The organism is Actinospica robiniae DSM 44927 (genome assembly GCF_000504285.1).
In the GTDB taxonomy this organism is placed as follows: domain Bacteria; phylum Actinomycetota; class Actinomycetes; order Streptomycetales; family Catenulisporaceae; genus Actinospica; species Actinospica robiniae.
This window is the reverse complement of sequence record NZ_KI632511.1, coordinates 803,683-827,102: the sequence shown is the minus strand read 5'-3', so window position 1 is coordinate 827,102 and position 23,420 is coordinate 803,683. Positions and strand designations below refer to the sequence as shown.

Genomic DNA, 23,420 nt, shown 5'->3' with positions numbered 1-23,420 from the left:
CGAACGGCACAAGCAGATCGTGGGTGCCGCTTCGTGACCGCGACCGTGATCGGTTCCGACCAGAGCACCCTCGGGGACGGTGTCGCCCGGCGGCCGGATGGAGGCTGGCTGCGTCGGCTCGGCGGCTACTGTCTCAGGCACCGCGCCGATGTCGTCACGGCGTACGGCTCGGCGCTGGTGGCGGCCGTGGCCACCTCGGTGTTGCCCCTGGTGCTCCGTCACATCGTCGACGGTGTCGGCGACCGTTCGCTGCGGATGGCGCCGTGGCTGCTGCTCCTGGCAGGGCTGGGCGCAGTGCGGTTCGCCGCGAGCTTCCTGCGCCGCTACTGCTCCGGGCGGCTCTCGCTCGGCGTGCAGTACGACCTGCGCAACGACGCGCTCGCCTCCCTGCTGCGACTAGGCGGCGGCTACCAGGACGAACTGCGCACCGGACAGGTGGTGAGCCGGTCGATCTCGGACGTCACGCTCATCCAGCAGCTGCTGCAGATGCTGCCGAACATGACCGGCAACTTCCTGATGTTCTTCGTCTCCCTGGTCTTGATGGCGGTGCTCTCACCGATCCTGACGCTGGTGGCACTGGTGGTGGCACCCGCGCTCTACCTGATCGCGCGGCACAGCCGCGTCGACCTGTTCCCGGCCACTTGGCACGCGCAGCAGGAGGCCGCCGAGGTCGCCACCGGCGTCGAGGAGGCCGTCACCGGCGTGCGCGTGGTCAAGGGCTTCGGTCAGGAGGAGCGCGAGATCCGCGAGCTCGAGGCGCGTGCGCGCCGCCTGTTCTCCTCCCGGGTACGGGTGGCGCGGCTTACCAGCCGTTACAACCCGGCGCTCCAGGCCGTGCCCCCGCTGGGGCAGGTCGCCGTGCTGGCGCTCGGCGGGTGGCTCGCGCTGCGCGGCGAGATCACGCTGGGCACCTTCCTGGCGTTCACGACCTATCTCAGTTCCTTCGTCAACCCGGTCCGCCAGGCGGCCACGCTGCTGACGGTGTGGCAGCAGGCGCGCGCGGGCGTCGAACGGGTGCTCGACATCGTCGACGTCGCCCCCGGCATCGCCGACCGTCCCGACGCCGTGGACCTCCCGGACGCCCCGCTCGCCCTGGAGTGGGACGGCGTCGTCTACGGCCACGGCGACGACGGCGAGACGCCGCTGCTGAACGGCTTCTCGCTGCGCGTCGAGGCTGGCGAGACCATCGCGCTCGTCGGCGCGGCCGGATCCGGCAAGTCGACGGCGGCGCACCTCATCCCCCGCTTCTACGACCCGCGGGCGGGCTCCGTGCGCGTGGGCGGGTTCGACGTGCGCGACCTGCGCCTGGCCTCGTTGCGCGCCCGCCTCGGGTTCGTCTTCGAAGACAGCCGCCTGATCTCCGGCACCGTCCGCGCGAACATCGCGTTCGCCGAACCGGATGCCCCGATCGAGCGGGTCCGCGCTGCGGCGCGGACAGCGCGCGCCGACGAGTTCATCGACACGCTCCCGGACGGCTACGAGACCGTCGTCGGCGAACAGGGCCTGACGCTGTCCGGCGGCCAGCGGCAGCGGATCGCCCTGGCCCGCGCGATCCTGCGTGATCCGGCGGTATTGATCCTCGACGACGCCACCTCGGCGATCGATGCCCGGGTGGAGCAGGAGATCCACGCCGGCCTGCACGGAGTCACCCGGAAACGCACCACGCTGATCATCGCGCACCGGGCCTCGACGCTGGAACTGGCCGACCGGATCGCGGTGCTCGACGGCGGCCGGGTCCTCGACATCGGGACGGCGGCCGAACTCGAGCAGCGCTGTCCGGTCTACCGGGCGCTGCTGTCGGGAGAGCCGTTGCCCGGCGAGCTCGACATCGACGCCCTCGAGGCGGCGGGCCCGTACCGGCCGGGCGGGATCACCGAGGAGCTCTGGCAGCGGCCGCCCGGCGAGGCGGAGTCCGGGGAGGCGGTCGGTCTGCGGGTCGCGCACGCCTTCGCGGCGCGCGCGGCCGGACACGGCGGGGGCGCTCGGGGCGCGCTCGGCGGCGGTGTCCTCGGGTCGGCGCCGCCGACGCCCGAGATGCTCGAGCGCCTGGCCGAGGTGCCGCTCGTCGATCAGGACCCTCACATCAGCACGGACCGGGCCCGCGCCGCCGATCCGCACTTCGGGCTGGCGTCGCTGGTGCGGCCGTTCCGCGGCGCGTTGCTGCTCGGCCTGTTCCTCGTCGCGCTCGACGCGGCCGCCGAGATCGCGGTGCCGGTCCTGGTGCGGCACGGCGTGGACTCCGGTATCGCGCGAGGCTCCGTGCACGCGCTGCTGCTGGTCTCGCTGGCCGCGACCGGGATCGTCGTCGCCGACTGGATCTGCGGGATCTGCCAGGTCCGCGTCACCGGCCGGACCGGCGAGCGGCTGCTCTACACGCTGCGGGTCAAGACCTTCGCGCAGCTGCAGCGGCTCGGCCTCGACTATTACGAGCGCGAACAGGCCGGCCGGATCATGACCCGGATGACGACGGACGTCGACTCGCTCTCGAACTTCCTGCAGACCGGTCTGGCGACGTTCGTCGTCAGCGTGCTGACCGTGTTCGGCGTGCTCATCGCGCTGCTGGCCATCGACACCGGGCTGGCGCTGGTTCTCGTGGCCGCGCTGCCGGTGCTGGCCCTCGCGACCGCGCTCTTCCGGCGGCGATCGGTGCCCGCCTACCTCGACGCCCGCGAGAAGGTGAGCGCGGTCAACGCCGACCTGCAGGAGAACGTGACCCTGATCCGGGTCACGCAGGCATTCGGGCGCGAGGCGCACAACCATCGGGCGTTCGCCGCGCGGGCTTGGGCATTCCGCGACTCGCGCCTGTACGCACAGCGGCTGATGGCGACGTTCTTCCCCTTCGTGGAGTTCCTCAGCGTCGCGGCCGGCGCGGCGGTGCTCTACGTGGGCGAGCACCAAGTGCGCTCCGGAGTGCTCTCGGCCGGGACGCTGATCGCGTTCCTGCTCTACGTCGACCTGTTCTTCTCCCCGATCCAACAGCTCTCCCAGGTCTTCGACGGCTACCAGCAGGCGGTCGTCGGCCTGGGTCGGCTGCGGTCGCTCATGCGCACGCCCTCGGGGACGCCCACCTCGCCGAATTCCACGCGGGTAGCCGAGTTGGGCGGCGTGATCGAGTTCGAGGACGTCGGCTTCGGCTATCGCACCGCCGCGGGCGGCGCCGAGGCGAGCGAGGTGCTCCACAGTGTCCGCTTGCGCATCGGGGCGGGCGAGACGGTCGCCCTGGTCGGCACCACGGGCGCCGGCAAGTCGACCATCGTCAAGCTGGTCGCCCGATTCTACGACCCCACCCGGGGCACGGTACGCATCGACGGCATCGACCTGCGGGACTTCGACCTCGGATGGTTCCGGCACCGGCTGGGCATCGTGCCGCAGGAGTCCCATATCTCCGGCGGCACCGTGCGGGACGCGATCGCCTACGGCAGGCCCGATGCCACCGACACCGAGGTGGAGGCGGCCGCGCGTGCGGTCGGTGCGCACGAGATGGTCGCCGGACTGCGCCACGGGTATCTCACCGATGTCGGAGAACGAGGCCGCACGCTCTCGGCCGGCCAACGGCAGCTGCTGGCCCTGGCCCGCGCCGAACTGGTCGATCCGGACATCCTCCTGCTCGACGAGGCCACGGCCTCGCTGGACCTCGCCACCGAGCGGCGGGTCACGCAGGCCACCGCGGCCCTGACCCGCCGGCGCACCACCATCGTGGTGGCCCACCGGCTCACCACCGCCATGGCCGCCGACCGGATCGTAGTGCTCGGCCACGGCCGGGTGCTCGAAGTCGGCTCGCACGCCGAACTGCTCCGCGCGGACGGCCACTACGCCCGATTGTGGCAGGCGTTCCAGAGCGCCGGCCCCCATGCCGACATCGACCTGTTGTCGCAGACCCGAGGAGAGACCCGATGACCATCCCGCTCCGCCCGTTCGGCCGCACCGGCGTCAAAGTCAGTGCGCTCGCGCTGGGCACGATGATGTTCGGTGCACGGGGCAACCCGGACCACGAGGAGAGCATCCGCATCATCCACCGGGCGCTCGACGCCGGGATCAACCTCCTCGACACGGCAGACGTCTACAGCCAGGGCGAGTCGGAGACGATTGTCGGCAAGGCCTTGCGCGGCCGACGCGACGAGGTCTTCCTGGCCACGAAGTTCCACGGCCGGATGGGCGAGGACGCCAACCGCTTCGGCAACTCGCGCCGGTGGATCCTGCGTGCGGTCGAGGACTCGCTCAGCCGCCTGCAGACCGACCACATCGACCTGTACCAGGTGCACCGGCCGGAGGAGGACACCAACATCGACGAAACGCTCGGCGCGCTCTCGGACCTCGTCCACCAGGGCAAGATCCGCTACATCGGCACATCGACGTTCGAGCCGTCCGCGATCGTCGAGGCCCAGTGGGTGGCGCAGCAGCGCGACCGGGAGCGGGTGGTCGCCGAGCAGCCCCCGTATTCGCTCCTCGCCCGCGGCATCGAGCGCGAAGTGCTGCCGATCGCGCAGAAGTACGGGCTCGCGGTAATCCCGTGGAGCCCGCTGGCCGGAGGCTGGCTGACCGGGAAGTTCCGGGCGGGCGCGGCGCAGCCCTCGTCCAGCCGCAGCGCCCAGCAGGGCCGCTTCGAGATCGACAACCCCGACAACGCCGAGAAGCTCCGGGCGGTCGAGGCGCTCGCCGTCCTCGCCGAGGAAGCGGGTTTGTCACTGGTGCACCTGGCGCTGGCGTTCGTGCTCGAACACCCGGCCGTCACGGCGCCGATCGTCGGGCCCCGCACCTTCGAGCAGCTCGAAGGGCAACTCGGCGCGGCGTCCCTGCGGCTGGCCCCCGACGTGCTCGACGAGATCGACAAGATCGTGCCTCCCGGAGTCACCCTGTCCTCGCGAGACGCCGGATACCACCCGCCGTCGGTCACCGATCCCACCCGCCGGCGCCGCGCCTGAGACCGGTCGGCAGAGGCCCAGCGCGCGGCTTTCGCCTGCCAGGCACGTGGTGCCTGGCAGGCGACGGGGACGCCCGGCTGAGCCGACGGGCGTCTGGTCTTGTCAGCGGAAGCTGTTCGGCGGCACCACGAGCCCGTAGTGCTCCCGCAGCGTCCTGCCCTCGTACTCCTCTCGGAACAGGCCCTTGCTACGCAGGATCGGCAGCACGTGCTCGATGAAGGCCTCGAGGCCCGAGGGCAGCGCCGGGGCCATGATGTTGAACCCGTCCGCCGCACCGCCCGCGAACCAGACGGTGATGGCGTCGGCCACCTGCTCCGGCGTGCCGACGAACTCGAAGTGGCCGCGGCCGCCGCCGAGGCGCGAGATGATCTGGCGGACGGTCAGGTTCTCCCGCACCGCGAGCTCCAGAATCAGGTCGGAACGGCTCTGCGAGCCCTCGAGTTTCGGGCGCGCAAGGATCGACGCGGGCAGCGGCTCGTCGAGCTCGAACACGTCCGGCTCGGTCTCGAACACCGCCGCCAGCTGCCTCAACCCGTACGCCGGGACGCGCAGTTCGTCGAACCGCCGAGCCAGGGCACGTGCTTCCGCCTCGGTCCCGCCGATGTAGGGCACGATCCCCGGCAGGACGATCACCTTTTCCGTGTCACGCCCGGCCGCCTTCGCGCGCGCCTTGATGTCGGCGTAGAAGGCCGCCGCGCGCTCGTACGTCTGATGGGCCGTGAAGATCGCCTCGGCGTGCCGGGCCGCGAAGTCCTTCCCGTCCTCCGAGGATCCGGCTTGGACCAGCAGCGGATGGCCCTGGGGCGGGCGCTCGACGTTGAGCGGGCCGGCGACCGAGAAGTACTCGCCGCGGTGGTCGAGGCGGTGGATCCGGGCCGGGTCGGCGTAACGTCCGGCACTCTTGTCCGCGACGACGGCCCCTGTCTCCCAGCTATCCCACAGCGCCTTGGCGATGCGCAGGAACTCGTCGGCGCGGGCGTAGCGCTGTGCGTGGTCCGGGCGCGTCTCCAGGCCGAAGTTCGCCGCCTCGTCCGCGCCGGCCGAGGTAACGATGTTCCACCCGGCCCGCCCGCCGCTGACGTGGTCGACCGACGCGAGCCGGCGCGCGAGGTTGTACGGCTCGTTATAGGTCGAGGAGACCGTGGCGATCAGCCCGATCCTGCTGGTCGCCTGGGAGAGCGCGGTCAGCAGCGTCAACGGCTCGAGCTGGCCCGGCGGGCGGAACTCGCCCGTGCCCAAGAGGGCCGGGCCGTCGGCAAGGAAGAGGGAGTCGAACTTGGCGCTCTCGGCGAGCCGGGCGAGCCGGATCCAGTGGTCCAGGTCGAAGTCCGCCCGCGGGTTGCTCTCCGGCAGACGCCAGGACGCCTCATGATGGCCCGCCTCCATCAGGAAGGCATTGAGGTGAAGCTGCTTCGGCTGGTTACTCATGAGGTCTCCTTCGAGCTGTCGAAGCCGGCGGGCAGGATGTTGTCCACGATCTGCGGGATGTCCACCTTCGTCGTGATCTGATCCGCCTGCAGGAAGGCGTCGCTCAGGTTCTGCTCGAGGGTGATGTCCGCGGGCTCGATCGGTGTGACCCGGGATTCGAACGCGGCGACGGCGGTCTTGGCATCGGCGAGGGTGATGCCCTCTTCCTGTACGAGCGCCTGCGCGTACTTGTCGGGGTTCTTCACTGCCCAGGCGAACTCTCGCGAGAGCCGCTCGAGCACGTCGATGAGCGCGGCCCGCTTGGTCGGGTTGTTCAGCGACGCGTCGTTGGCGATGAAGTAGCTGCTGGTCTGGTCGATCGGCGGCAGGCCCTTGGCCAGGACGCGCGCGCCGGCGGCGATGGCGATGGCCGACTGCGGGTTCCAGATCGCCCAGGCGTCGACCTTGCCGGAGGCGAACGCGGTGGCCCCGGCGGCCGGGGAGAGGAAGTCGAGTTGCACGTCCTTCGGGGTCAGGCCCACGCTCTTGAGCGCGTTGAGCACGAGTCCGTGCGCCGAACTGCCCTGCGGGACGGCGATCTTCTTGCCCTTGAGCTGGGCGAGGGTCTGAATCGGGGAGCCCTTCGGGACGATGATGTTCTCCGCCGCCTGGGTCGGCGTCAGAGACCGCTCGACCGCGACGATCTTGAACCCGTATTCCTTGGCCGCGCCCGTGATCGGCGGCACGTCCCCGACGGCGCCGAGATCGATGTCGCCCGACGCGGCCGCCTGCACGAGCGGCGGCCCATAGGTGAACCGGGCGAACTTCACCTTGTACGGCGCGTTGGCGAACACGCCCGTCATCTGCGCCAGGGCCTGGCTGCCGTCACCGCCGTTGTCGCCGATGGTGAAGGTGAAGCCCTTCCACTCCGGATGGTTGTTCCCCACGGCGTCGGCCGCCTCGCTCAGCGGTCCGGTCGAGGTGGAGGATTTGGACGCGCAGCCCGTGAGCGTGGCGGCGGTCAGTATCAGCAGGGCGACGGCTGCGCGGAGCCGCGGGTTTCTCAGCGTCATGAGTTATCGGTGCCTTTCGGTGGGGTCGGGCGATCGGAATCGGTGGCGAGGCCGAGGTCGGCCAGGAGCGCGGCGCGCAGTTCCTCGCGGGCCACGCTCGCTTCGCGTTCGGCGGCGGAGAGCACGACGTGGTGGGCTTCGCCGAGGCGGCCGTCACTCATCACGACGACGCGATCGGCCAGAGCGATAGCCTCGTCGACGTCGTGGGTGACGAGCAGCATCGCCGCGCGGTGCTTGCGGCGCAGAGCGTGGACGAGGTCGTGCATGCGCAGCCGCGTGATGGCGTCGAGGGCGGCGAAGGGCTCGTCGAGCAGCACGAGTTCGGGCTCTGACACCAGGGCGCGGGCGAGCGAGACGCGTTGCGCCTCGCCGCCGGAGAGCTGCTTCGGCCACGCGTCCTCGCGGCCGGAGAGACCGACTTCCGCCAGCGCGTCGCGCGCACGCTGCTCGGCGTCCGGGCCGCACAGACCGAGCGAGACGTTGCGCACGACCCGCTGCCACGGCAGCAGCCGGTGCGCCTGGAACACGATCGCGCGCTTGACCGGCACTTCCACCAGGCCGGCGTCGGGCCGGTCCAGTCCGGCCAGCAGGCGCAGCAGCGTGCTCTTGCCGCAGCCGGAGGGCCCGAGCAGCACGACGAGTTCCTGATCCGCGATCGACAGGTCGAGACCGTCGAGCACGGTCCGGTCGCCGAAGCGCCGGACGACCTTCTCGACCACGACCCCCGCGTGCTGGCGGGGCCGGGTCGCCACGGCGCTGCTCATGTCACCTCATATCCCGGGCGCCAGCGCAGCAGCACCCGCTCGAGTATCCGGACGAACTGGTCGGCGAGCAGGCCCAGGACCGAGTAGACCGCGAGCCCGACGAAGACCTGGTCGGTCTGCAGGTAGGTCTGCGCCTGCGTGATGAGGAAGCCGATGCCCGAGTCGGCGTTGACCGTCTCGGCCGCGACGAGGCCGAGGATGCTGTAGGCGAGGGAGAACCGGAGTCCGACCAGGAAGCCGGGCAGCGATCCGGGCACCAGCACGCGCGTCACCAGGCGCCAGCGGCCGGCGCCGGTGGTGCGGGCCATCTCGATCAGCCCTTGATCGACGCCGCGGATCGCCGCGAAGAGGTTGAGGTACATCGGGACGCCCGCGCCGAAGGAGACGAGCAGCACCTTGGTGACCTCGCCGATCCCGAACCAGACGATCATCAGCGGCAGCACGGCGAGCAGCGGGATCGTGTTGAGGACCTGGACGAGCCCGTTGAAGACGTACTCGCCGCTGCGCAGCAGGCCGCCGAGCACACCGCAGGTGACGCCGATCGTCAGCCCGATCGCCAGGCCGAGGCCCGCCCGGCGCAACGAGACGGCCAGATCGGGGCCGAGCACGCCCTGCTGCCAGAGGTCGAACCCGGACCGGACGATGGAGGTCGGGGACGGCGCGTAGGTCTGCGCCAGCACTCCGAGATCTGACAGGACCTGCCACAGGACGAGCACGAAGACCGGCGTCGTGTAGATCCCGAGCGGCCATCGCAGATGCCTGCGCAGCTGGCCGAGGCGTGTCTGATGTTCGGCGTCGCGTGGAACGAACACTTCGCGCCGCTGCGCCTCAGGCGTCCCGCCGTCGGATTCGAAGGCGGGCGCCGAGATAGTGACGACTTCGCTCATGCGACAAGCTCCGCCACGCGGGTGAAGTGCGACGCGTCACCGACCAGTTGTTCGCTCCGGCGGCCGTCGACCCCGACGGGTACTTCGCCGGCCACCGTGACCCGGTGCAGCAGGCGCGGGTGGTCGTCGTAGTTGTCGATCGCGTAGTGCTGGGTGATGCGATTGTCGAACAGCAGCAGCTGACGGGGTGACCAGGCCCAGCGCAGCACGTTCTCGGGACGCGTCACGTACGACTGGAAGATGCGCAGGAGCTCGGCCGACTCGGTGGCCGAGAGCCCGACGATTCGCTTGACGAACCCGCCGATGAACAGACCGCGCTCGCCGGTGAGCGGATGCACGCGGACGACGGGATGTTCCGTCTCGTAGGACGTCGCCAGGAAGGCGCGGTCATGATCCCGGCGTGCCTCGCTCGTCGCGGCGGGGCGTATGTAGTCGTACTGGTTGGTGTGGACGGCGCGCAGCGAATCCGCGAACGCGCGCAAGGGTTCAGGCAGGTCACGGTAGGCCGCCGCGGAGTTTGCGATCAGCGTTTCGCCACCGTAGGGCGTGGTAACGAGGCTCCGGAGCGAGGTGATCTGCGGCGGACCGACGACGAAGGTGACGTCGGTGTGCCACTCGTTCGACTTCGAGGACTCGCTGTCGACCGCGAGCACGTTTGTCCTGCCGTCGGCGGCGGGCAGGTTCGGGTGGGCGGTGGTCAGATCGCCGAACCAGCCGAGCACGCGCTCTTGGTCGTCGTCATCGAGGTCGACGCCGTCGAAGACGAGCGCTTTGTGCGTGTTCAGGGCCTCGCGCAGGCCTGCGATGATCAGGGGGTCTGGTGCGGCGTTGAAATCGACGCCGTCCACGACCGCGCCTATTCGGCCGGTGATTTTGCGCACAGAAAATGGCATGGGGGTATCCCGTCATGAAAGCAATGAATCAGAGCACTGCGGCGCGTATGGTTACCAGGCGCGGTGGCGAAGGAAAGGGGGACGCGACGGCAGCCGGAGGCCCTGCGTGCGTCTGATCAGACGGACGTGGACGTGCGGAAACGTCGGCGTAACAAGAGGACCGGGGCTTGCCGGGTCAACGACAACAAAACGCGCTGGAAACGTGCGCCAGATCGATGTGGCGCCGCCTGGTGAGCTCCAGTCGCGGTGTCATGGGTCTCATTCCACCAGAATCGCGAAGCACGGTCAATCAATACACCGTCCGCTCTCGCATGGTGGACGCGGAGAATCCCAGGAACTCGCCCCAATGTCGTCGGAGGATGAGAGAATACCGGCATGGACGTTGTTTTGAGCCGCCAGGCGGCCTCGGATGCGGTTGCCGAACACGGATGGCGCTTCCTGCTCGGCGCACTGCGCACCTCGGTCCCCGTCGCCTCCTCGACGCAGGCCGTGGACGTCGCCCAGGCCGCCGTCGCAGCGTGCGGTGCCGACGCCGACGGGCACTTGCGGATCGACCTGCGCCCCGACCGCGCAGTGCTCACCCTCCAGTCGCTCGAACACGCCGCCATCACGGACCGAGACGCCGAACTCGCGCGCCGGATCTCGGCCGCCGTGCACGAACTCGGCCTGACGAGCGGGCCCGAGATCGGCACCGGGGCGCCTCACTCGGTGCAGTTGCTGGAGATCGCCATCGACGCGCTCGACATCGCCGCGATCCGCCCGTTCTGGCGGGCTGCGCTCGGCTACGCCGATGAGCCCGGCGCCGACGGTCCGTGCGATCCGCTCGTCGACCCCGTCGGCCAGGGCCCTGCGATCTGGTTCCAGCAGATGGACGAGCCGCGCCCGCAGCGCAACCGCATCCACTTCGACCTCTGCGTCCCCCACGACGAGGCCGACCGGCGGATCGAAGCCGCGCTCGCCGCCGGAGGCCGGCTCGTGTCCGCCGAGCGGGCGCCCGCGTTCCGGGTGCTCGCCGACGCCGAGGGCAACGAGATCTGCATCACCACGTGGCAGGGGCGGGACGGCTGACCGCCTGCGGCCGTGAACGACGAAGCGAGGCGGACGGCCGCTGGCAGCCGTCCGCCTCAGGGTTACCGCGCCGAAGCCCGAACCAGCTCATTGATGTCCGGCCGGACCGCGTCCGCGACCGAGATTTCCCGCTCGATCAGTCCGTTGGCCTGGAACAGGTCCGCGGCGTGCTGCTGCTCGGCCACGAACGCGTCGTCGACCGGGAGCAGGCCCCAGGGACGGGTGCGCAGTGCGTGCTCCCACTCCGCGGCGGGCCGGCCGTCGTCGGCGGCGAAGAACTCGGCGGCTTCAGCCGGGTTAGCCGCTGTCCAGGCGTCCGCCTCTTGGAGCGCGGAGACGATCGCGGTCAGTTCGGCCCGCTTGTTCTCGGCGAACTCGGCGCTGGTAAACCACAGCGACCGGTGCGTGAACAGACCCTCGGTCGGAATCAGCTCACGGAGCTCAGCCTGCTGCTCGACCTTCGTCAGATACGGGTAGGAGCCGACCCACGCGTCCACTTCCCGGGCCAGGAAGCGCTCGGCTGCGTCGTCGTACACGTCGACCGGCGTGATGTCACCCCAGCCCAGTCCCGCCTTCTCTAGTGCGAGCAGCAACAGCGTGGTCTGCCAGGAGCCATGGCCGAGCGCGACGCGCTTGCCCTTGAGGCCGCTCGGGTCCTCGATGCCGGAGTCCGCGTGCACGACCAGACGGCCGTTCTCCACCCGCGGGCCCGAGATGCCGACGTAGACGATGTCGTGGCCCTTGGCCTGCGCGGTCACCGGCGGCGTGGATCCGGTGCCGATGAAGTCGTAGCCGCCGTCGAACAGGTGGTCGCCGTGCGCCGAGGGCAGTGCGCGCGTGGGATCGACACGGGGGCCGCGACCGAGGCTGCGCAGATCCACCCACTCGACGTCAGGGAGTTTCTGCTCGAGCAGGCCGAGGTGGCGCAGCACCCAGAGCGAGTTGTTCTGCGGGAAATAGCCGACGCGGGTGGTCATGAGGAGATTCCTTTCAACAGGGGCAGGACGTGGCGGCCCACGCGGCGGGCCTCTTCCAGATGCGGGACTCCGGCCAGGATGAACGCGTCCACACCGAGCCCGATCAGCTCGTTGAGCCGGTCTGCGACCTGGCCGTAGTCCCCCACCAGGCCGAACGCCGGTCCGGGACGGAGCCGGTCGAAGCCGCCCCAGACGTTCGGGGCGATCTCGAGGGCACGCGGTGAGTCGGCGGCGCCGGCGGCGAAGTCGCGGCTGCGCCGGGCGCCGACCGAGTCGCCGCCTTCGCGCTCCGGGCGTCGCTCGGGCAGGCCGGCCCAGCCGCGGTCGAGGATGTCCCATGCCTCTTGCTCGGTCTCGCGGGCGAGGATGTCGATGCGTACGGCGAACTTCGGCGGCTTCGGGCTGCGCGCGCGGACTGCGGCGAACTTCTCGGACAGCGCGTCGAAAGGCTCGAGCCAGGACAAGTAGTAATCGGCGTGGCGGCCGGCTGCCTCGATTGCGGCCGGTGACGAGCCGGAGAAGTAGATTTCCGGGAACGGCTGGCCGGTCAGCGCTGGCGGCAGGCCGCCGTCCTTCACCTGGTAGAATCGGCCGTCGTAGCTGAAGTCGCCGCCGTCCCAGACGCCCTTGAGCACGTCGAGGAACTCCGAGGTGCGCGCGTACCGGTCGTCGTGTCCGATGGTGTCGCCCCACCACAACTGCTGCGGTCCGCCGCCGCCGGAGATGATGTTGTACACGAGCCGGCCGCCGGTGGCCCGCTGCAGCGTCGCGGACATCCGCGCGGCCTGGACGGGATGAAGGAAGCCGGGCTGGAACGCGACCATGAACCGGTAGGTGCGCGACTCGGCGGCGAGGGTGGCCGCGGCGGCCCATGGGTCATCGGTGTGCGGGAACGAGGGCAGCAATCCGCCGACGAAGCCGGACTCCTCGCTGGCGCGGACGACCTCGGCCATGTAGTCGGCATGGGTGAAGCCGTCGCCGCCGGCCGCGGCCCGGTTCAGGCCCGGCGCCACTCCCCCGGACAGGTGCGGCGCGAATCCGCCGCGGCTGCTCCCCGGCTCGTACAGCGACTTCTGGTCGCCCTCCATCGCGATGCGCCAGTAGATGTCAACCGACATAGTTGGGTTCCCTTTCGAACGAGAGCAGCGGCAGGACGTATTCGCCGAGGCGGTAGACCTCGCCCGGATCGTCGCCGACGTCGAGGAAGAAGTCGGACACGCCTGCCTGCGCGTGTGCCTCGATCGCGGTGACCTTGGCCTCCAGGCTCAGGGCGCGTAGGTCCAGCCGGATGCAGGAGGCCGAGTCGGCGAACAGGACGAGGGGAAAGGCGTGTTCGGACAGGACCTCGGGCAGGCCGTCCGGGCGCTGCCAGAACTCCTCGGCGGTCGTGACGAACTGTTCGGTCTCGGCGTTCCCGTCCTCGAAGTACCAGCCCAGGCGGCCGCCGGAGAAGCGCTGGAGCGAGGCGGAGAGCTTCGCCGTGTACTGCGGCGTGGCGATCCACGGCCGCAGCCCGGCGCTCACCTCGACGTGCCGGGTGGTCCGCAGCAGCCCGGCCGCGGTGACCAGCGACTCAGGGCCCTGCGGGTCGAAGGGCACGATCACGCCGGCCAGCCCGGCCAGGTCGGCGGCCCGGGCCAGCGCGGGCCACGGGCCGGGGTCCGGTGGCCTGATGTCCGTGACGAAGTCCGGCAGCGCGACCGGCGGCCGGGGCTGCCGATAAGGCGGAAGAACGATGTGGATCCGGGTCATCTCGAGGTCCTCCTCAGGGCGAACTCGGCCAGCGTCGCGGCGCCGGCGGCCAGGACGCCGTCGTCGAACACGGCCGTCGGGGCGTGGTTGGGAGCGGCGCGCTCGGGATCGAGGCCGGCCGGGCAGGCGCCGAGCGAGACCATGACGCCCGGCACCCGCGCCAGCACCCGGCCGATGTCGTCGGCGACCAGCGCGGGGCGGCGCTGCCGGACGAACCGGTCCGGGCCGAAGAGCTCGGCGATGACCGAGCCGGCGAATTCGACCTCTGCCTCGTCGTTCACGGTGATCGGATATCCGTCCCGCACCACGACTTCGGCCTCGACGCCGTGCGCGTGGGCGATACCGTGGCAGACGCGCTCGATCTCCTGAGCGAGCCGGTCCCGCGCGTCGGTGCCCAGGGCCCGGAGGGTCGCGGTGAGTCTGGCCGTGTCCGGCACGATATTGGGCGCGGACCCGGCCGAGATCTGGCCGACGGAGACCAACACCGGCTCAAGCGCGTCGAACCGGCGGGTGACCATGGTCTGCAGTGCCCCGACCGCGGCGCACAGGGCCGGGATCGGATCACGCGCGGCATGCGGCCACGCACCGTGGCCGCCGCTGCCGCGGAAGACCACTTCGGCGGTGCCCGAGGCGGCCAGGGCCACGCCGGGGCGGGCGCCGAACCCGCCGACAGGCGAAGCGGCGCCGACATGCAGCGCGAACGCGGCGTCCGGGCGCCGGCCGGCGGCGTCGAGCAGGCCTTCCTCCAGCATCAGCCGTGCGCCGTCGTGCCCTTCCTCGCCGGGCTGGAACATCAGGATCACGTCTCCGGCCAGCTGCTCGCGGCGGTCCGCGAGCAGCTGTGCGGCGCCGACGAGCATCGCCGTGTGTAGATCGTGGCCGCATGCGTGTGCCGCGCCGGGGAAGCGGGAGGCGAAACCGAGCCCTGTCTTCTCCGGCAACGGCAGCGCGTCCATGTCGGCGCGGAGCAGGACCGTGCGACGCTCTGCGCCTTCCGTGGCAGCCGTGCCGCGGATCACGCCGACGACCGAGGTCAGGGCGCTCCCGGTGCTCACCTCGAGGGGCACCGACTCCAAGGCGCGCAGCACCTTCTCCTGGGTGCGCGGCAGATCGAGGCCGACCTCGGGTTCCGCATGCAGGTGACGGCGCAGACGGACCAGGTCCTCCTGCAACTCGGCGGCGTCTTCGAGCAGGCTCATACCGCCTCCCGATCCCGTTGCTCGACGCCGAGCTGCGCGAGCAGGCGCCGACGCAGCGCCGGGAAAGCCGGGTCCGCCTCGTCCCTGGGCCGTTCGATCTCGACCCTCTCGTCGGTGATCAGCTTGCCGTCGCGCAGGACCAGCACGCGGTCGGCCAGCCGGATCGCCTCGTCCACGTCGTGCGTCACCAGCAGCACGGCCGGGGTGTGACGTGCGCACAGATCGGCGACCAGGTCCTGCATCTTCAGCCGGGTGAGCGCGTCGAGCGCGGCGAAGGGCTCGTCGAGCAGCAGCAGCTCCGGATCGCGGACCAGGGCGCGGGCGAGTGCGACCCGTTGCGCCTCTCCCCCGGACAAGGTCGCCGGCCAGGCCCGGTCGTGCGCGGAGAGCCCGACCTCGGCCAGCGCCGCGCGCGCGACGTCCCGGGTGGCCTCGCCCCGCGGCAGTCCGATCGTGACGTTGGACAGCACCCGCCGCGACGGGATCAGCCGCGGCTCCTGGAAGACGACCGTGCGTCTGCGCGGCACCAGCACTTCGCCCGCGTCCGGACGGTCCAGGCCACCGAGGATGCGCAACAGCGTGGTCTTGCCGGAGCCGCTCGCCCCGAGCAGCGCCACGAACTCGCCGCGCGGCACCTCAAGGTCGATTCCGTCGAGCACGGTGCGGCCGCCGAAGCCGCGGCGGATGCCGGACAGTGCGATCGCCGTGTTCATCGGGCGCCGCCTCCCGCCGTGCGCCAGGGCATCAGCAGCCGTTCCAGGCCTCTGATGAGGATGTCCGCGGTCAGGCCGATCAGGCCGTAGATCAGGATGCAGACGGTGAGGATGTCGGTGCGGGAGAAGTCCTGCGCCTCGGACATCAGGTAGCCGAGCCCGGACGTGGAGTTGATCTCCTCCGCCGCGATCAGGGCGATGACGCTGAGGGTGGTGGACAGTCGCAGCCCCGAGAGCAGTGCGGGCAGAGCGCCCGGCAGCACGATCTGACGCACCGTGGCGAACCGGCCGAGGCCGAAGGTGCGGGCCGCCTCCACCAGTTTGCGGTCGGCGTTGCGGACCGCGCCCGAGGTGGAGACGTACATCGGGAATGTGGTGGCGACCGCGATCAGGATGATGCGGGCCGCCTCCCCGATGCCGAACCAGACCATGAACAGTGGGACCAGGGACAGGAACGGCAACGCCCGGAGCGTCTGCATCGCCGAGTCCACCAGGTCGTCGCCGGCCCGGGAGAAGCCGGCGACCACGCCGAGCACCAGCCCGGCGAGCACGCCGATGGCCAGGCCGGTCCCGGCCCGCAGCAGCGAGACCCCCAGGGCCTGCGAGAGCTGGCCGCTGCGCCACAGGTCGAGCGCGGCGCTGAACACGGCCGGCGGCGAGGCGAGCAGGTCCGAGGTCAGCACGCCGGTAGCGCACGCGATCCACCAGGCCGCGAGGATCGCGAGCGGACCGAGCGCACGCAAGGCGATCGCCCGGCCGCGCGAGCGCGGCCGCGGGATCCGGACCTGCGGCGTGACCAGTTCCGGAGGCGCCGCCGCCGTAGCGAGGGCCATCAGGACCCCGCCAGGGTCGTCACGTCCAGCAGGTAGGGCTTGAAGTCGACCACGCCCGAGGTCACCTTCTGCTGGGCGAAGAACTGCGCGACGTCTTCGAAGTCGGAGATGTCACTGCTGGTGATCGGCGAGGTGGGACCGCCGGCCTGGTAGTCCTGCGCGGTCAGCTGCAGGGCGGTGCCGGAGACCGCGTCGGGCCCGGAGGTGTGGAAGACGTTGATGAAGGAGTCAGGGTCCTGCTCCTGCTTGAGATCCTCGGCGTGCAGGTAGTCGTACAGGGCCTTGACCACGGCCGGGTGCGCCTTCTCGAAGGCGGTGCGCACGGCCCAGACCGCGTAGTTCTGCGAGCCGACCTGGCCGCCGGTGACGAGGAAGTGCTCACCCGCGCTCGCACGCTCCGCGATCGAGAACTGCGCCCAGGTGGCCCAGGCGTCGACCTGGCCGGAGTGCAGCACCGCGGCGCTCTGGTTGGGCTCGAGGTAGACCCGCTGCACCGAGGACGCCGGCACGCCGTTCTCCGCCAGCGCCTTGAGCAGCAGGTACTCGCTGGTGCCGCCGTGCCAGACCACGACCTTCTTCCCGGCCAGGTCGGCGACGGAGTCGATGCCGGAGCCGTCCTTGACCAGGATGCCCTCCCCCACCTTGTCCGGCGCGACCGCGGCGAACAGGTCGAAGCCCGGCTTCTGCGCGAGGGCGGCGATGGCGGAGGTGATCGAGCCCTCGGCCACGTCCAGTTCATTGGCGTCGAGCTCCTGCGCGGCCGGCGCGAACGCGCCCGCGCTGCCCGTCCACTGCACCGTCGCGCCGACCTTCGCCAGCGCTGCGGCCAAGCTGCCGTCCTTCTTGCCCAGAGCCAGCGAACCGGAGTTGCCCGGGTCGGGTATGCGGATGACGATCTTTCCGGAATTTCCGGAAGCCGAGGCGGTATCCGTGCTCTGCGTGGAGGCGCAACCGGCGGCCGACAGCGTCAGAACGGCAGCTCCGGCGGCCAGAAGCGCGCGGTTGATCAGGGTTCTCATGATTCTCCTTCGATGGCTGAGGCGGGGGGTCGGGAGGCGGCGGCGAGCTCTCGGGCCGCCGCCAGCGGTTCGGACGCGGCCCAGGCGGCGACGTCCACCGGCCGCGGCAGGAAGCCCTGTTCGTGCAGGAAGCGCTCCTGCCGGGCGAGCAGATCGAGCCGATCGGCCGTCAGTTCCAGGTGCAGGCCGGCGTGCCCCGCGCCACGGTAGGCCTGGGCCACCCCGTCCGCGCCGGCTCCGGTCTCGGCGGCCAGGATGCGCGCGTACTCGGCGGGGTGGCCGGCCGCCCAGTCCGCCGCTTCGGTCAGAACCCTGAGGAACCGCACGACCAGTTCCGGATGGCGCTCGAGCAGCTCCTGGTGAACGGTGACCGGACGCGGCGTACCGTTGTTCACCCGCACGCGGCGGTCCGCGTAGGCGTCGAGGTCGAGAGCGACGACGGCGCCGTGCGCGGACGCCGCCTCGACCGCGAGCGCGCCCTTGACGTAGACCGCGTCCACCCGTCCGTCCCGCAGGGCCTCGAGTTCTGCAAGCCACTGCCCGGCCGAGGGCTCCGCGACCACCTCGACCGGGGTGACGGCGTCGGGTGCCAACCCGGCCGCGGCCAGCGCGCCGTGGAAGCCGGCCAGGGCCATGGCGCGCCAGAAGTCGATCGCGATGGCGCGGCGCGGGACCGCCACCCGCAGACCCTTGAGATCGGCGGGCTCGGCCAGCCGGTCGCGCTCGTCGGCGCGCACCAGGATCGCCTGCCGTTCCTCGATCCAGGTCAGGCCGATCAGCCGAGTGGGCTCGCCCTGGGCCCGCGCCCAGAGCGCGGGCACGTTGCCCCCCTCGCGGAAGAGGCTGGTGAGGGCATGGCTGAAGTGGCGGTCCCGGGGCACGTCGGCGCCTTCGTCCTGCAGGGAGCGGATGGTGAGCCCGTCGGGGGCGAACTCCGCGGCCAGCCAGCCCTGGTCGGCGGCGATACCGGTCGCGGTCGGAACCGGACAGCGAGTATACCAAAGAGTATCAAAATCATGAGAAACAGATGCAGGCAAGGCGAAACCCCTCGGGGCGCGGGCCCGCTCGGCCGGGCGGGGGCCGGCACGGCGTGGCGGATGGCGCCGCAGTAGCGCGGCGATGGGAAAGGGCGGCACAGGCGGCACGGGCGGGCGGCACACAGCGCACCGTGGACGCGCAGATGCGATCAGAAGACGGCGGTTCTCCGCAGCGGAGACCGGCCGGGGGCGATCAGCCCAGACAGATGGCGCTCGACACGCGCGCCAGGTCGACGTGGCGCCGCGCGGTCAGCACCGGGCGGGCGGCGCCGAGCGGAGCGGTCGGCGTACGGCGGGCGGCCATCGCGCTTCCCCTCTCCTTCGTCGGCAGGGGCGGGCCCGATCGGGCGCCCCGTCGCGCCCAGTGTCCGGGAAAGCCGGACGGGAAAGCAAGCGTGCTCCACAATGTGGGATCTGATACGCCCATCACCGCGCTCTGATGGTCAACGCCTTCCACCATGTGGAAGACTGCGCTCATGCCTCACGACGTCGCTCCAGCAACCCGCGAGGGTTCCCAGGCGGTCCACCGGACCCTGGCGCTGCTGCAGTGCTTCACCGAGAGCCCCCAGGACCTGGGCGCCTCCGACCTGGCCCGGCGCACCGGCCTCGCCCTCTCCACCGCGCACCGGCTTCTCAAGGTCCTGACCTCGTCCGGATTCCTGGAGCAGGACGCGCACACCGCGCGCTACCGGCTCGGCCCCACCACCGCCGAACTCGGCCGGCTGGCATTCCACCGCCGGGGCCTGCACCGGGCCGAGCCCGAGCTGGCGGATCTGGCGAACCGCACCGGCGCGACCGCGGACCTCGCCGTGCGGGTGGGCGAGCACGCCGTGATCCTGGCCGGCGGCTCGCTGGACCGGGACGGCACCCGCGGGCTGCGCCGCCCGGTGCACTCGACCGCGCTCGGCAAGGTGCTGCTGGCCTGGGGCGGCGGCGAGGCCGATCTCGAAACGCTGCCCATGCCGCCGCTGACCCACCGCACCATCACGGATCCGCAGGATCTGCGCGACGAACTCAGCCGCGTCCGTGCGGCCGGATTCGCCTTGAACGAGGGCGAATCGGCCTCGGGCGTGCGCACCGTCGCGGTGCCCGTGCTCGACGCGCACGGCCGGGCCAGGTTCGCGCTCGCGCTACGCTCCTCCCCCGAGGCGATGGCCAGCGAGCGGCTGGCCTGGTTCGCGGAACAGGCCGCGGCGTGCGCCTCGGCACTCGAAGTCCTGTTGCTCGCCCCGACCGAGCGCCGCACCGGCCCGCGGCCCGCGATCGTCCTGCCGTGAGCCCACTGCCGCCCGCGCGCTCGGGCGGCCTCGAGGTCACCGCCCGAACAAGGAGCCGGGTGCCAGGGCCTTGATCATGGCCGAGACGCCCGCCGCGCCGGGGCCGTACTCCGGCGCCGGCAGCAGCGCGAGCGCCACCGTCCCCGCACCCTGATCCACGTAGCGCCGGACCTGTTCCCGACAGTGGTCGGGATCGCCGTGGATGAGCAGCGCGTCGACGAGCGCCTCGGGGATCGCCGCGGCCGCGGCGGCCGCGTTCCCCGCGGCCCAGTGCCGATGGCAGGCCGCGAGCTCCTCGCCGCGCCCGAGCCAGTCGTGAAATGCCGAGTACGTACGGGCATTGAGGATTCCGGCGAGCATCCCCCGGCCCAGGCGGCGGGCGTACTCGGCGTCGCGGGTCGGGCAGACGAACAGCCGGACGAAGACCTCCTTCGGCCCGGGGCGCGGCCCCGCCGCGGCTTCGTCCCACAGGATCCGCACCACCTCGCCGAGATCCCCCGGCGTGAGGAAGTTGGCGGCGAGCCCGTCCGTCTCACGCGCGGCGAGCCTGATCATCCCGGGGCGCAGGGCGCCGAGGATGATCGGCACGGGTCGGTCCGGCGGATTCGGCAGTGCGAACCCCTCGATGTCGAAGGAATCGAAGTGGCCGCTGACGTATTCGCCGGCGAGGGCGGCGCGGACGAAGCGCACCGTGTCGCGCACCCGCTTGTAGGGCTCGGTGAAGGGGATCCCGTTGATCCGCGAGACGAACGGCGGCCCGGAGGAGCCGAGACCGAGGACGAACCGGCCCGGAGCGGCTTCGGCCAGGCTCGCCGCGGTCATCGCGAGCAACGCGGGACCGCGGGTGTGCACCGGGAGCACGGCCGTGCCCAACCGCAACCGCGGCGCCTGCGCGGCGGCCAGGGCCAGCGGGGTGAAACCGTCGTAGCCCGCGGCCTCACCCGTCCACGCGTCCGTGTAACCGAGGTCTGACATCTGCGCGTACAGGTCGCCGTGCTGGGAGAGCGGGACACCGCGCAGCGGCACGGTCAGGCCGTAGCGTACGGGCGGCGTGGAGGTGTTGGGCATGACGTGCTCCTTCGTACCGGGCCCGGTCGTGCGCGGCACGACGGGTTACCAGAAGTTAACGGTTCGGGTACTGAGACGAACGGGCGGCGCGTTGACCCGTGCGTACGGCGCCGTCTAGCGTGGTCCCGTGGTGGAATTCCTCTCGGTCAGATGTGCGACCGGCACAGCCGCGCGCTGTCGCCGCGCACCGCTGCGGCCGTCGCGGTCCGCGTAGCCCGACCGAGTTCCCTGACGAGAACCGCGCTGCCGCCGGAGCGGCGGGAGCTTCGCGGGCCTCTCATAGTTTGATATTTCACGAACAAGCGAGCTTTCGAAGCAATACCTTTATGGGTCGAACGAGGGAGAAGGCGATGGACGTGCTGCGCCCGATACGGGGGGACGGCGGCCGGGATGTCACCGTGGTCGTCTGCGCGAGCCGGCCGCTCACCCGCGCCGGACTGCGGGCGGCGCTGAACGAGACCGCCGGCGTGACCGTGGTGGGAGACGCGGAGACCCCGATGCAGCTCGAGCGCCTGCTGCGCGAACAGGCCCCGCAGGTCGTCGTGGTGGACGACGAGGGATGCGAGAGCGACGGCATCGAGCTGGTGCGGCGCCTGGCGGAACGCAGCGGCGGGCGGATCGCCGTGGTCGTGCTCACCGAGCTCGAACTCGGCGAGCGGGTGCTCGAGTATCTGCGCGTCGGCGCCCGGGCGCTGGTGCTCGGGGACGGCTCGCTCGGCGAGATAGCCCAGGCCGTCGTCGCGGTGGCCAGCGGGCACGCCCTGATCGCGCCCCCGCTGGCCGCCGTGCTGGTGGACCTGATGCTGCGCCGGATACCGGCCGCGGCCTACGGAGCCGGCCTGTCCTCGCTTACTCCGCGCGAGCAGGAGACCCTCGGCCTGATCGCCTCCGGTCTGTCCAACCAGGAGATCGCCAAGACGCTGTTCCTGAGCGAGAAGACGGTGAAGTTCCACGTCTCGAACCTCCTGGGGAAACTCGGGCTGCGAAACCGCTCGCAGGCGATCGTCTACGCCCGGGACAGCGGCGTACCGCTGCCCGGTTGACACCGGCCCGCCCGATCGCCGCCGCGGGCGGCGGCGATCGGGCGGCCCGGGCTCACGGCGCCGAGGGCTCGGGCTGCGGGGCCGGCGCGGCCGCCGCCGGTTCCTCGCGGCGCTCGCGCACCAGCCACAGCACGATCGGGAAGATCAGTGCGCAGAACAGGGCGCTGACCGAGCCGATCCACACGAAGCGGCCGCCGTGGTCGAGGATCAGCGCGGCGATCGCGGTGCCCAGCATCATGCCGCTGTACTGCGCGGATCCGTTGAGCGAGAGCGCGGTGCCGCGGGCCTTCGGACTCAGCTCGCTGACCAAGGTCGTGAGCGAGGCCTGGCCGAGTCCGAAGAACAGGCTCCACAGCACCTGGACCGCGATCGCCGCGGCCAGCGTCCCGGTGAGCGAGGAGAAGACCACCATGGTCACGGCCGCGCCGCCCGCGGCCGTGGCGATCACCGGCCGCTTGCCCAGACGATCGGCCAGCCGGCCGCCGAGGGTGTTCCCGGCGAATCCGGCAGCGCCGGTCAGCAGCACGATCCAGCCGATCTCGGCGGTCGAGAGCCGGTAGATCCCGCCGTAGAAGACGCCGGTGTTGGCGAACAGACCCTGGTTGCCGGCCCACCACAGCAGGCTGGAGAAGAGCACGAAGGCGACCGAGCGCTCGGCGAAGGCCGCCTTGAACTGGCCGCGGAAGGCCGTGAACGGACCGACCGGGATCTGCCGGGTCGGCGGCGCGCTCGGCACGGCCAGGCGCACCACCGCGAGCTCGATCAGCGCGAGCGCGGCGATGGCGAAGAACGGCACCCGCCAGGAGAGCCCGTTCGCGGCGAACGCGCCGAGCGGCACGCCGATCACGGACGTGCCCATCAGCGTTCCGACGACCAGGCCGATGGCCGCGCCGCGCCGCTGCGGCGGCACCGAGTCGGATACGAGTGCGAACACGCTCGGCATCAGGATCGCCGCGCCGAGCCCGGCCACGGCCCGAAAGCCGAGCAGCGCCGCGAAGCTCGAGCCGGTGCCGGTCAGCGCCGTGCCGACGAGGAAGACGACCAGGCCGGTCAGCAGGGTCTTCTTCCGGCCCCAGCGGTCGGAGACCGGGCCGAACAAGGGGCCGAAGACGGCGTATACGGCCGCGTACACGGTGACCAGGAAGCCGCCGAGCCCCAGCGCGGTGTGGGTGTGGGCGGTGATCTGCGGGATCAGCGGCGAGACCACCAGGGAGTCGAGGCCGACCAGGCCGGCCGCGGCGGCCAGGACGGCGATCAGCCGGCCGGTCGCCGGGTTCGCGGGTGCGGCGGGTACGGGTGCGCTCATCGGATGGACGATTCCTTAGACGTCGGGGGCGCGGGACGAAGCGGGCGGCGCCGCGCCCGGCGGCAAGCTTCAATAGTTCAAAAACTATCAAACATTAGAACCTTCGACTACCCCCGGCGACGCGGCGGACACGCCGGCGCCCACGGCCGGATCGCGGCTTTGCGACACCGGCGTGTCCGCCG

21 protein-coding genes are annotated in these 23,420 nt (G+C 71.4%); 5 read left to right on the top strand and 16 right to left on the bottom strand.

The features are described from left to right. Positions 1–45 precede the first annotated feature (45 nt). Positions 46–3,897: an ABC transporter transmembrane domain-containing protein gene (locus tag ACTRO_RS03530; RefSeq protein WP_034272914.1), complete on the top strand. Its 3,852-nt coding sequence runs from the start codon at positions 46–48 to the stop codon at positions 3,895–3,897. Continuing rightward, entirely contained in the window at positions 3,894–4,922 is a 1,029-nt protein-coding gene (locus ACTRO_RS03525) for an aldo/keto reductase (protein WP_034261100.1), read from the top strand. The genes ACTRO_RS03530 and ACTRO_RS03525 overlap by 4 nt, the downstream gene beginning before the upstream one ends. Before the next feature lie 102 nt (positions 4,923–5,024). Here the strand turns inward: ACTRO_RS03525 and ACTRO_RS03520 are convergent, their stop codons facing one another. From ACTRO_RS03520 to ACTRO_RS03500, 5 genes are read right to left on the bottom strand one after another with little or no spacing between them, the layout of a single operon-like run. Beyond that, on the bottom strand, positions 5,025–6,350 hold the full coding sequence (locus tag ACTRO_RS03520; RefSeq protein WP_034261098.1) for an LLM class flavin-dependent oxidoreductase: 1,326 nt from the start codon (positions 6,348–6,350) through the stop codon (positions 5,025–5,027). Beyond that, complete coding sequence (locus ACTRO_RS03515; RefSeq protein ID WP_034261095.1) at positions 6,347–7,402, bottom strand: aliphatic sulfonate ABC transporter substrate-binding protein; 1,056 nt, start codon at positions 7,400–7,402, stop codon at positions 6,347–6,349. Before ACTRO_RS03515 ends, ACTRO_RS03520 begins: the two co-directional genes overlap by 4 nt. After that, positions 7,399–8,166 carry an ABC transporter ATP-binding protein gene (locus tag ACTRO_RS03510; RefSeq protein WP_034261093.1) on the bottom strand — a complete coding sequence of 256 codons (768 nt, stop codon included), beginning with the start codon at positions 8,164–8,166 and terminating at the stop codon, positions 7,399–7,401. The genes ACTRO_RS03515 and ACTRO_RS03510 overlap by 4 nt, the downstream gene beginning before the upstream one ends. Continuing rightward, on the bottom strand, positions 8,163–9,053 hold the full coding sequence (locus ACTRO_RS03505) for an ABC transporter permease (RefSeq protein ID WP_034261091.1): 891 nt from the start codon (positions 9,051–9,053) through the stop codon (positions 8,163–8,165). Before ACTRO_RS03505 ends, ACTRO_RS03510 begins: the two co-directional genes overlap by 4 nt. Next, on the bottom strand, positions 9,050–9,946 hold the full coding sequence (locus ACTRO_RS03500) for a TauD/TfdA dioxygenase family protein (protein WP_034261089.1): 897 nt from the start codon (positions 9,944–9,946) through the stop codon (positions 9,050–9,052). Before ACTRO_RS03500 ends, ACTRO_RS03505 begins: the two co-directional genes overlap by 4 nt. Before the next feature lie 375 nt (positions 9,947–10,321). Between ACTRO_RS03500 and ACTRO_RS03495 the strand changes: the two genes are divergently transcribed. After that, positions 10,322–11,014 carry a VOC family protein gene (locus ACTRO_RS03495; protein ID WP_034261087.1) on the top strand — a complete coding sequence of 231 codons (693 nt, stop codon included), beginning with the start codon at positions 10,322–10,324 and terminating at the stop codon, positions 11,012–11,014. Between the two features lie 62 nt (positions 11,015–11,076). Here the strand turns inward: ACTRO_RS03495 and ACTRO_RS03490 are convergent, their stop codons facing one another. The 9 genes from ACTRO_RS03490 to ACTRO_RS46765 form a co-directional block, all read right to left on the bottom strand. Next, on the bottom strand, positions 11,077–11,991 hold the full coding sequence (locus ACTRO_RS03490; RefSeq protein ID WP_034261084.1) for an ABC transporter substrate-binding protein: 915 nt from the start codon (positions 11,989–11,991) through the stop codon (positions 11,077–11,079). Then, complete coding sequence (locus tag ACTRO_RS03485; RefSeq protein WP_034261082.1) at positions 11,988–13,109, bottom strand: LLM class flavin-dependent oxidoreductase; 1,122 nt, start codon at positions 13,107–13,109, stop codon at positions 11,988–11,990. The genes ACTRO_RS03490 and ACTRO_RS03485 overlap by 4 nt, the downstream gene beginning before the upstream one ends. After that, positions 13,099–13,743 (bottom strand): LLM class flavin-dependent oxidoreductase, encoded by a 645-nt coding sequence (locus ACTRO_RS03480; protein WP_034261080.1) that lies wholly within the window; start codon positions 13,741–13,743, stop codon positions 13,099–13,101. Before ACTRO_RS03480 ends, ACTRO_RS03485 begins: the two co-directional genes overlap by 11 nt. After that, positions 13,740–14,942: a M20 metallopeptidase family protein gene (locus tag ACTRO_RS03475; protein WP_034261078.1), complete on the bottom strand. Its 1,203-nt coding sequence runs from the start codon at positions 14,940–14,942 to the stop codon at positions 13,740–13,742. The genes ACTRO_RS03480 and ACTRO_RS03475 overlap by 4 nt, the downstream gene beginning before the upstream one ends. Then, a complete protein-coding gene (locus ACTRO_RS03470; RefSeq protein WP_034261076.1) occupies positions 14,939–15,655 on the bottom strand; it encodes an ABC transporter ATP-binding protein in 717 nt (238 codons plus the stop codon). The genes ACTRO_RS03475 and ACTRO_RS03470 overlap by 4 nt, the downstream gene beginning before the upstream one ends. Continuing rightward, positions 15,652–16,488: an ABC transporter permease gene (locus tag ACTRO_RS03465; RefSeq protein ID WP_051450259.1), complete on the bottom strand. Its 837-nt coding sequence runs from the start codon at positions 16,486–16,488 to the stop codon at positions 15,652–15,654. Before ACTRO_RS03465 ends, ACTRO_RS03470 begins: the two co-directional genes overlap by 4 nt. After that, complete coding sequence (locus tag ACTRO_RS03460) at positions 16,488–17,507, bottom strand: NrtA/SsuA/CpmA family ABC transporter substrate-binding protein (RefSeq protein WP_034261072.1); 1,020 nt, start codon at positions 17,505–17,507, stop codon at positions 16,488–16,490. Before ACTRO_RS03460 ends, ACTRO_RS03465 begins: the two co-directional genes overlap by 1 nt. Continuing rightward, positions 17,504–18,544 carry an ABC transporter substrate-binding protein gene (locus ACTRO_RS03455; protein WP_051450258.1) on the bottom strand — a complete coding sequence of 347 codons (1,041 nt, stop codon included), beginning with the start codon at positions 18,542–18,544 and terminating at the stop codon, positions 17,504–17,506. Before ACTRO_RS03455 ends, ACTRO_RS03460 begins: the two co-directional genes overlap by 4 nt. A gap of 193 nt (positions 18,545–18,737) precedes the next feature. After that, complete coding sequence (locus ACTRO_RS46765; RefSeq protein ID WP_157435717.1) at positions 18,738–19,022, bottom strand: putative leader peptide; 285 nt, start codon at positions 19,020–19,022, stop codon at positions 18,738–18,740. Here ACTRO_RS46765 and ACTRO_RS03450 point away from each other — a divergent pair. Continuing rightward, positions 19,021–19,821: an IclR family transcriptional regulator gene (locus ACTRO_RS03450; RefSeq protein ID WP_034261070.1), complete on the top strand. Its 801-nt coding sequence runs from the start codon at positions 19,021–19,023 to the stop codon at positions 19,819–19,821. The two genes, ACTRO_RS46765 and ACTRO_RS03450, sit on opposite strands and share 2 nt — an antisense overlap. A gap of 36 nt (positions 19,822–19,857) precedes the next feature. On the opposite strand, the gene ACTRO_RS03445 is transcribed toward ACTRO_RS03450, so the two are convergent. Continuing rightward, complete coding sequence (locus ACTRO_RS03445) at positions 19,858–20,889, bottom strand: LLM class F420-dependent oxidoreductase (protein WP_034261068.1); 1,032 nt, start codon at positions 20,887–20,889, stop codon at positions 19,858–19,860. Positions 20,890–21,239: 350 nt separating this feature from the next. Here ACTRO_RS03445 and ACTRO_RS03440 point away from each other — a divergent pair, with 350 nt between their 5' ends. Further along, positions 21,240–21,932: a response regulator transcription factor gene (locus ACTRO_RS03440; protein WP_051450257.1), complete on the top strand. Its 693-nt coding sequence runs from the start codon at positions 21,240–21,242 to the stop codon at positions 21,930–21,932. A 52-nt stretch (positions 21,933–21,984) separates the two neighbouring features. On the opposite strand, the gene ACTRO_RS03435 is transcribed toward ACTRO_RS03440, so the two are convergent. After that, the gene (locus ACTRO_RS03435) at positions 21,985–23,238 is read right to left on the bottom strand and encodes an MFS transporter (protein WP_051450256.1); all 1,254 of its coding nucleotides are present in this window, start codon (positions 23,236–23,238) and stop codon (positions 21,985–21,987) included. Between the last annotated feature and the right edge of the window lie 182 nt (positions 23,239–23,420).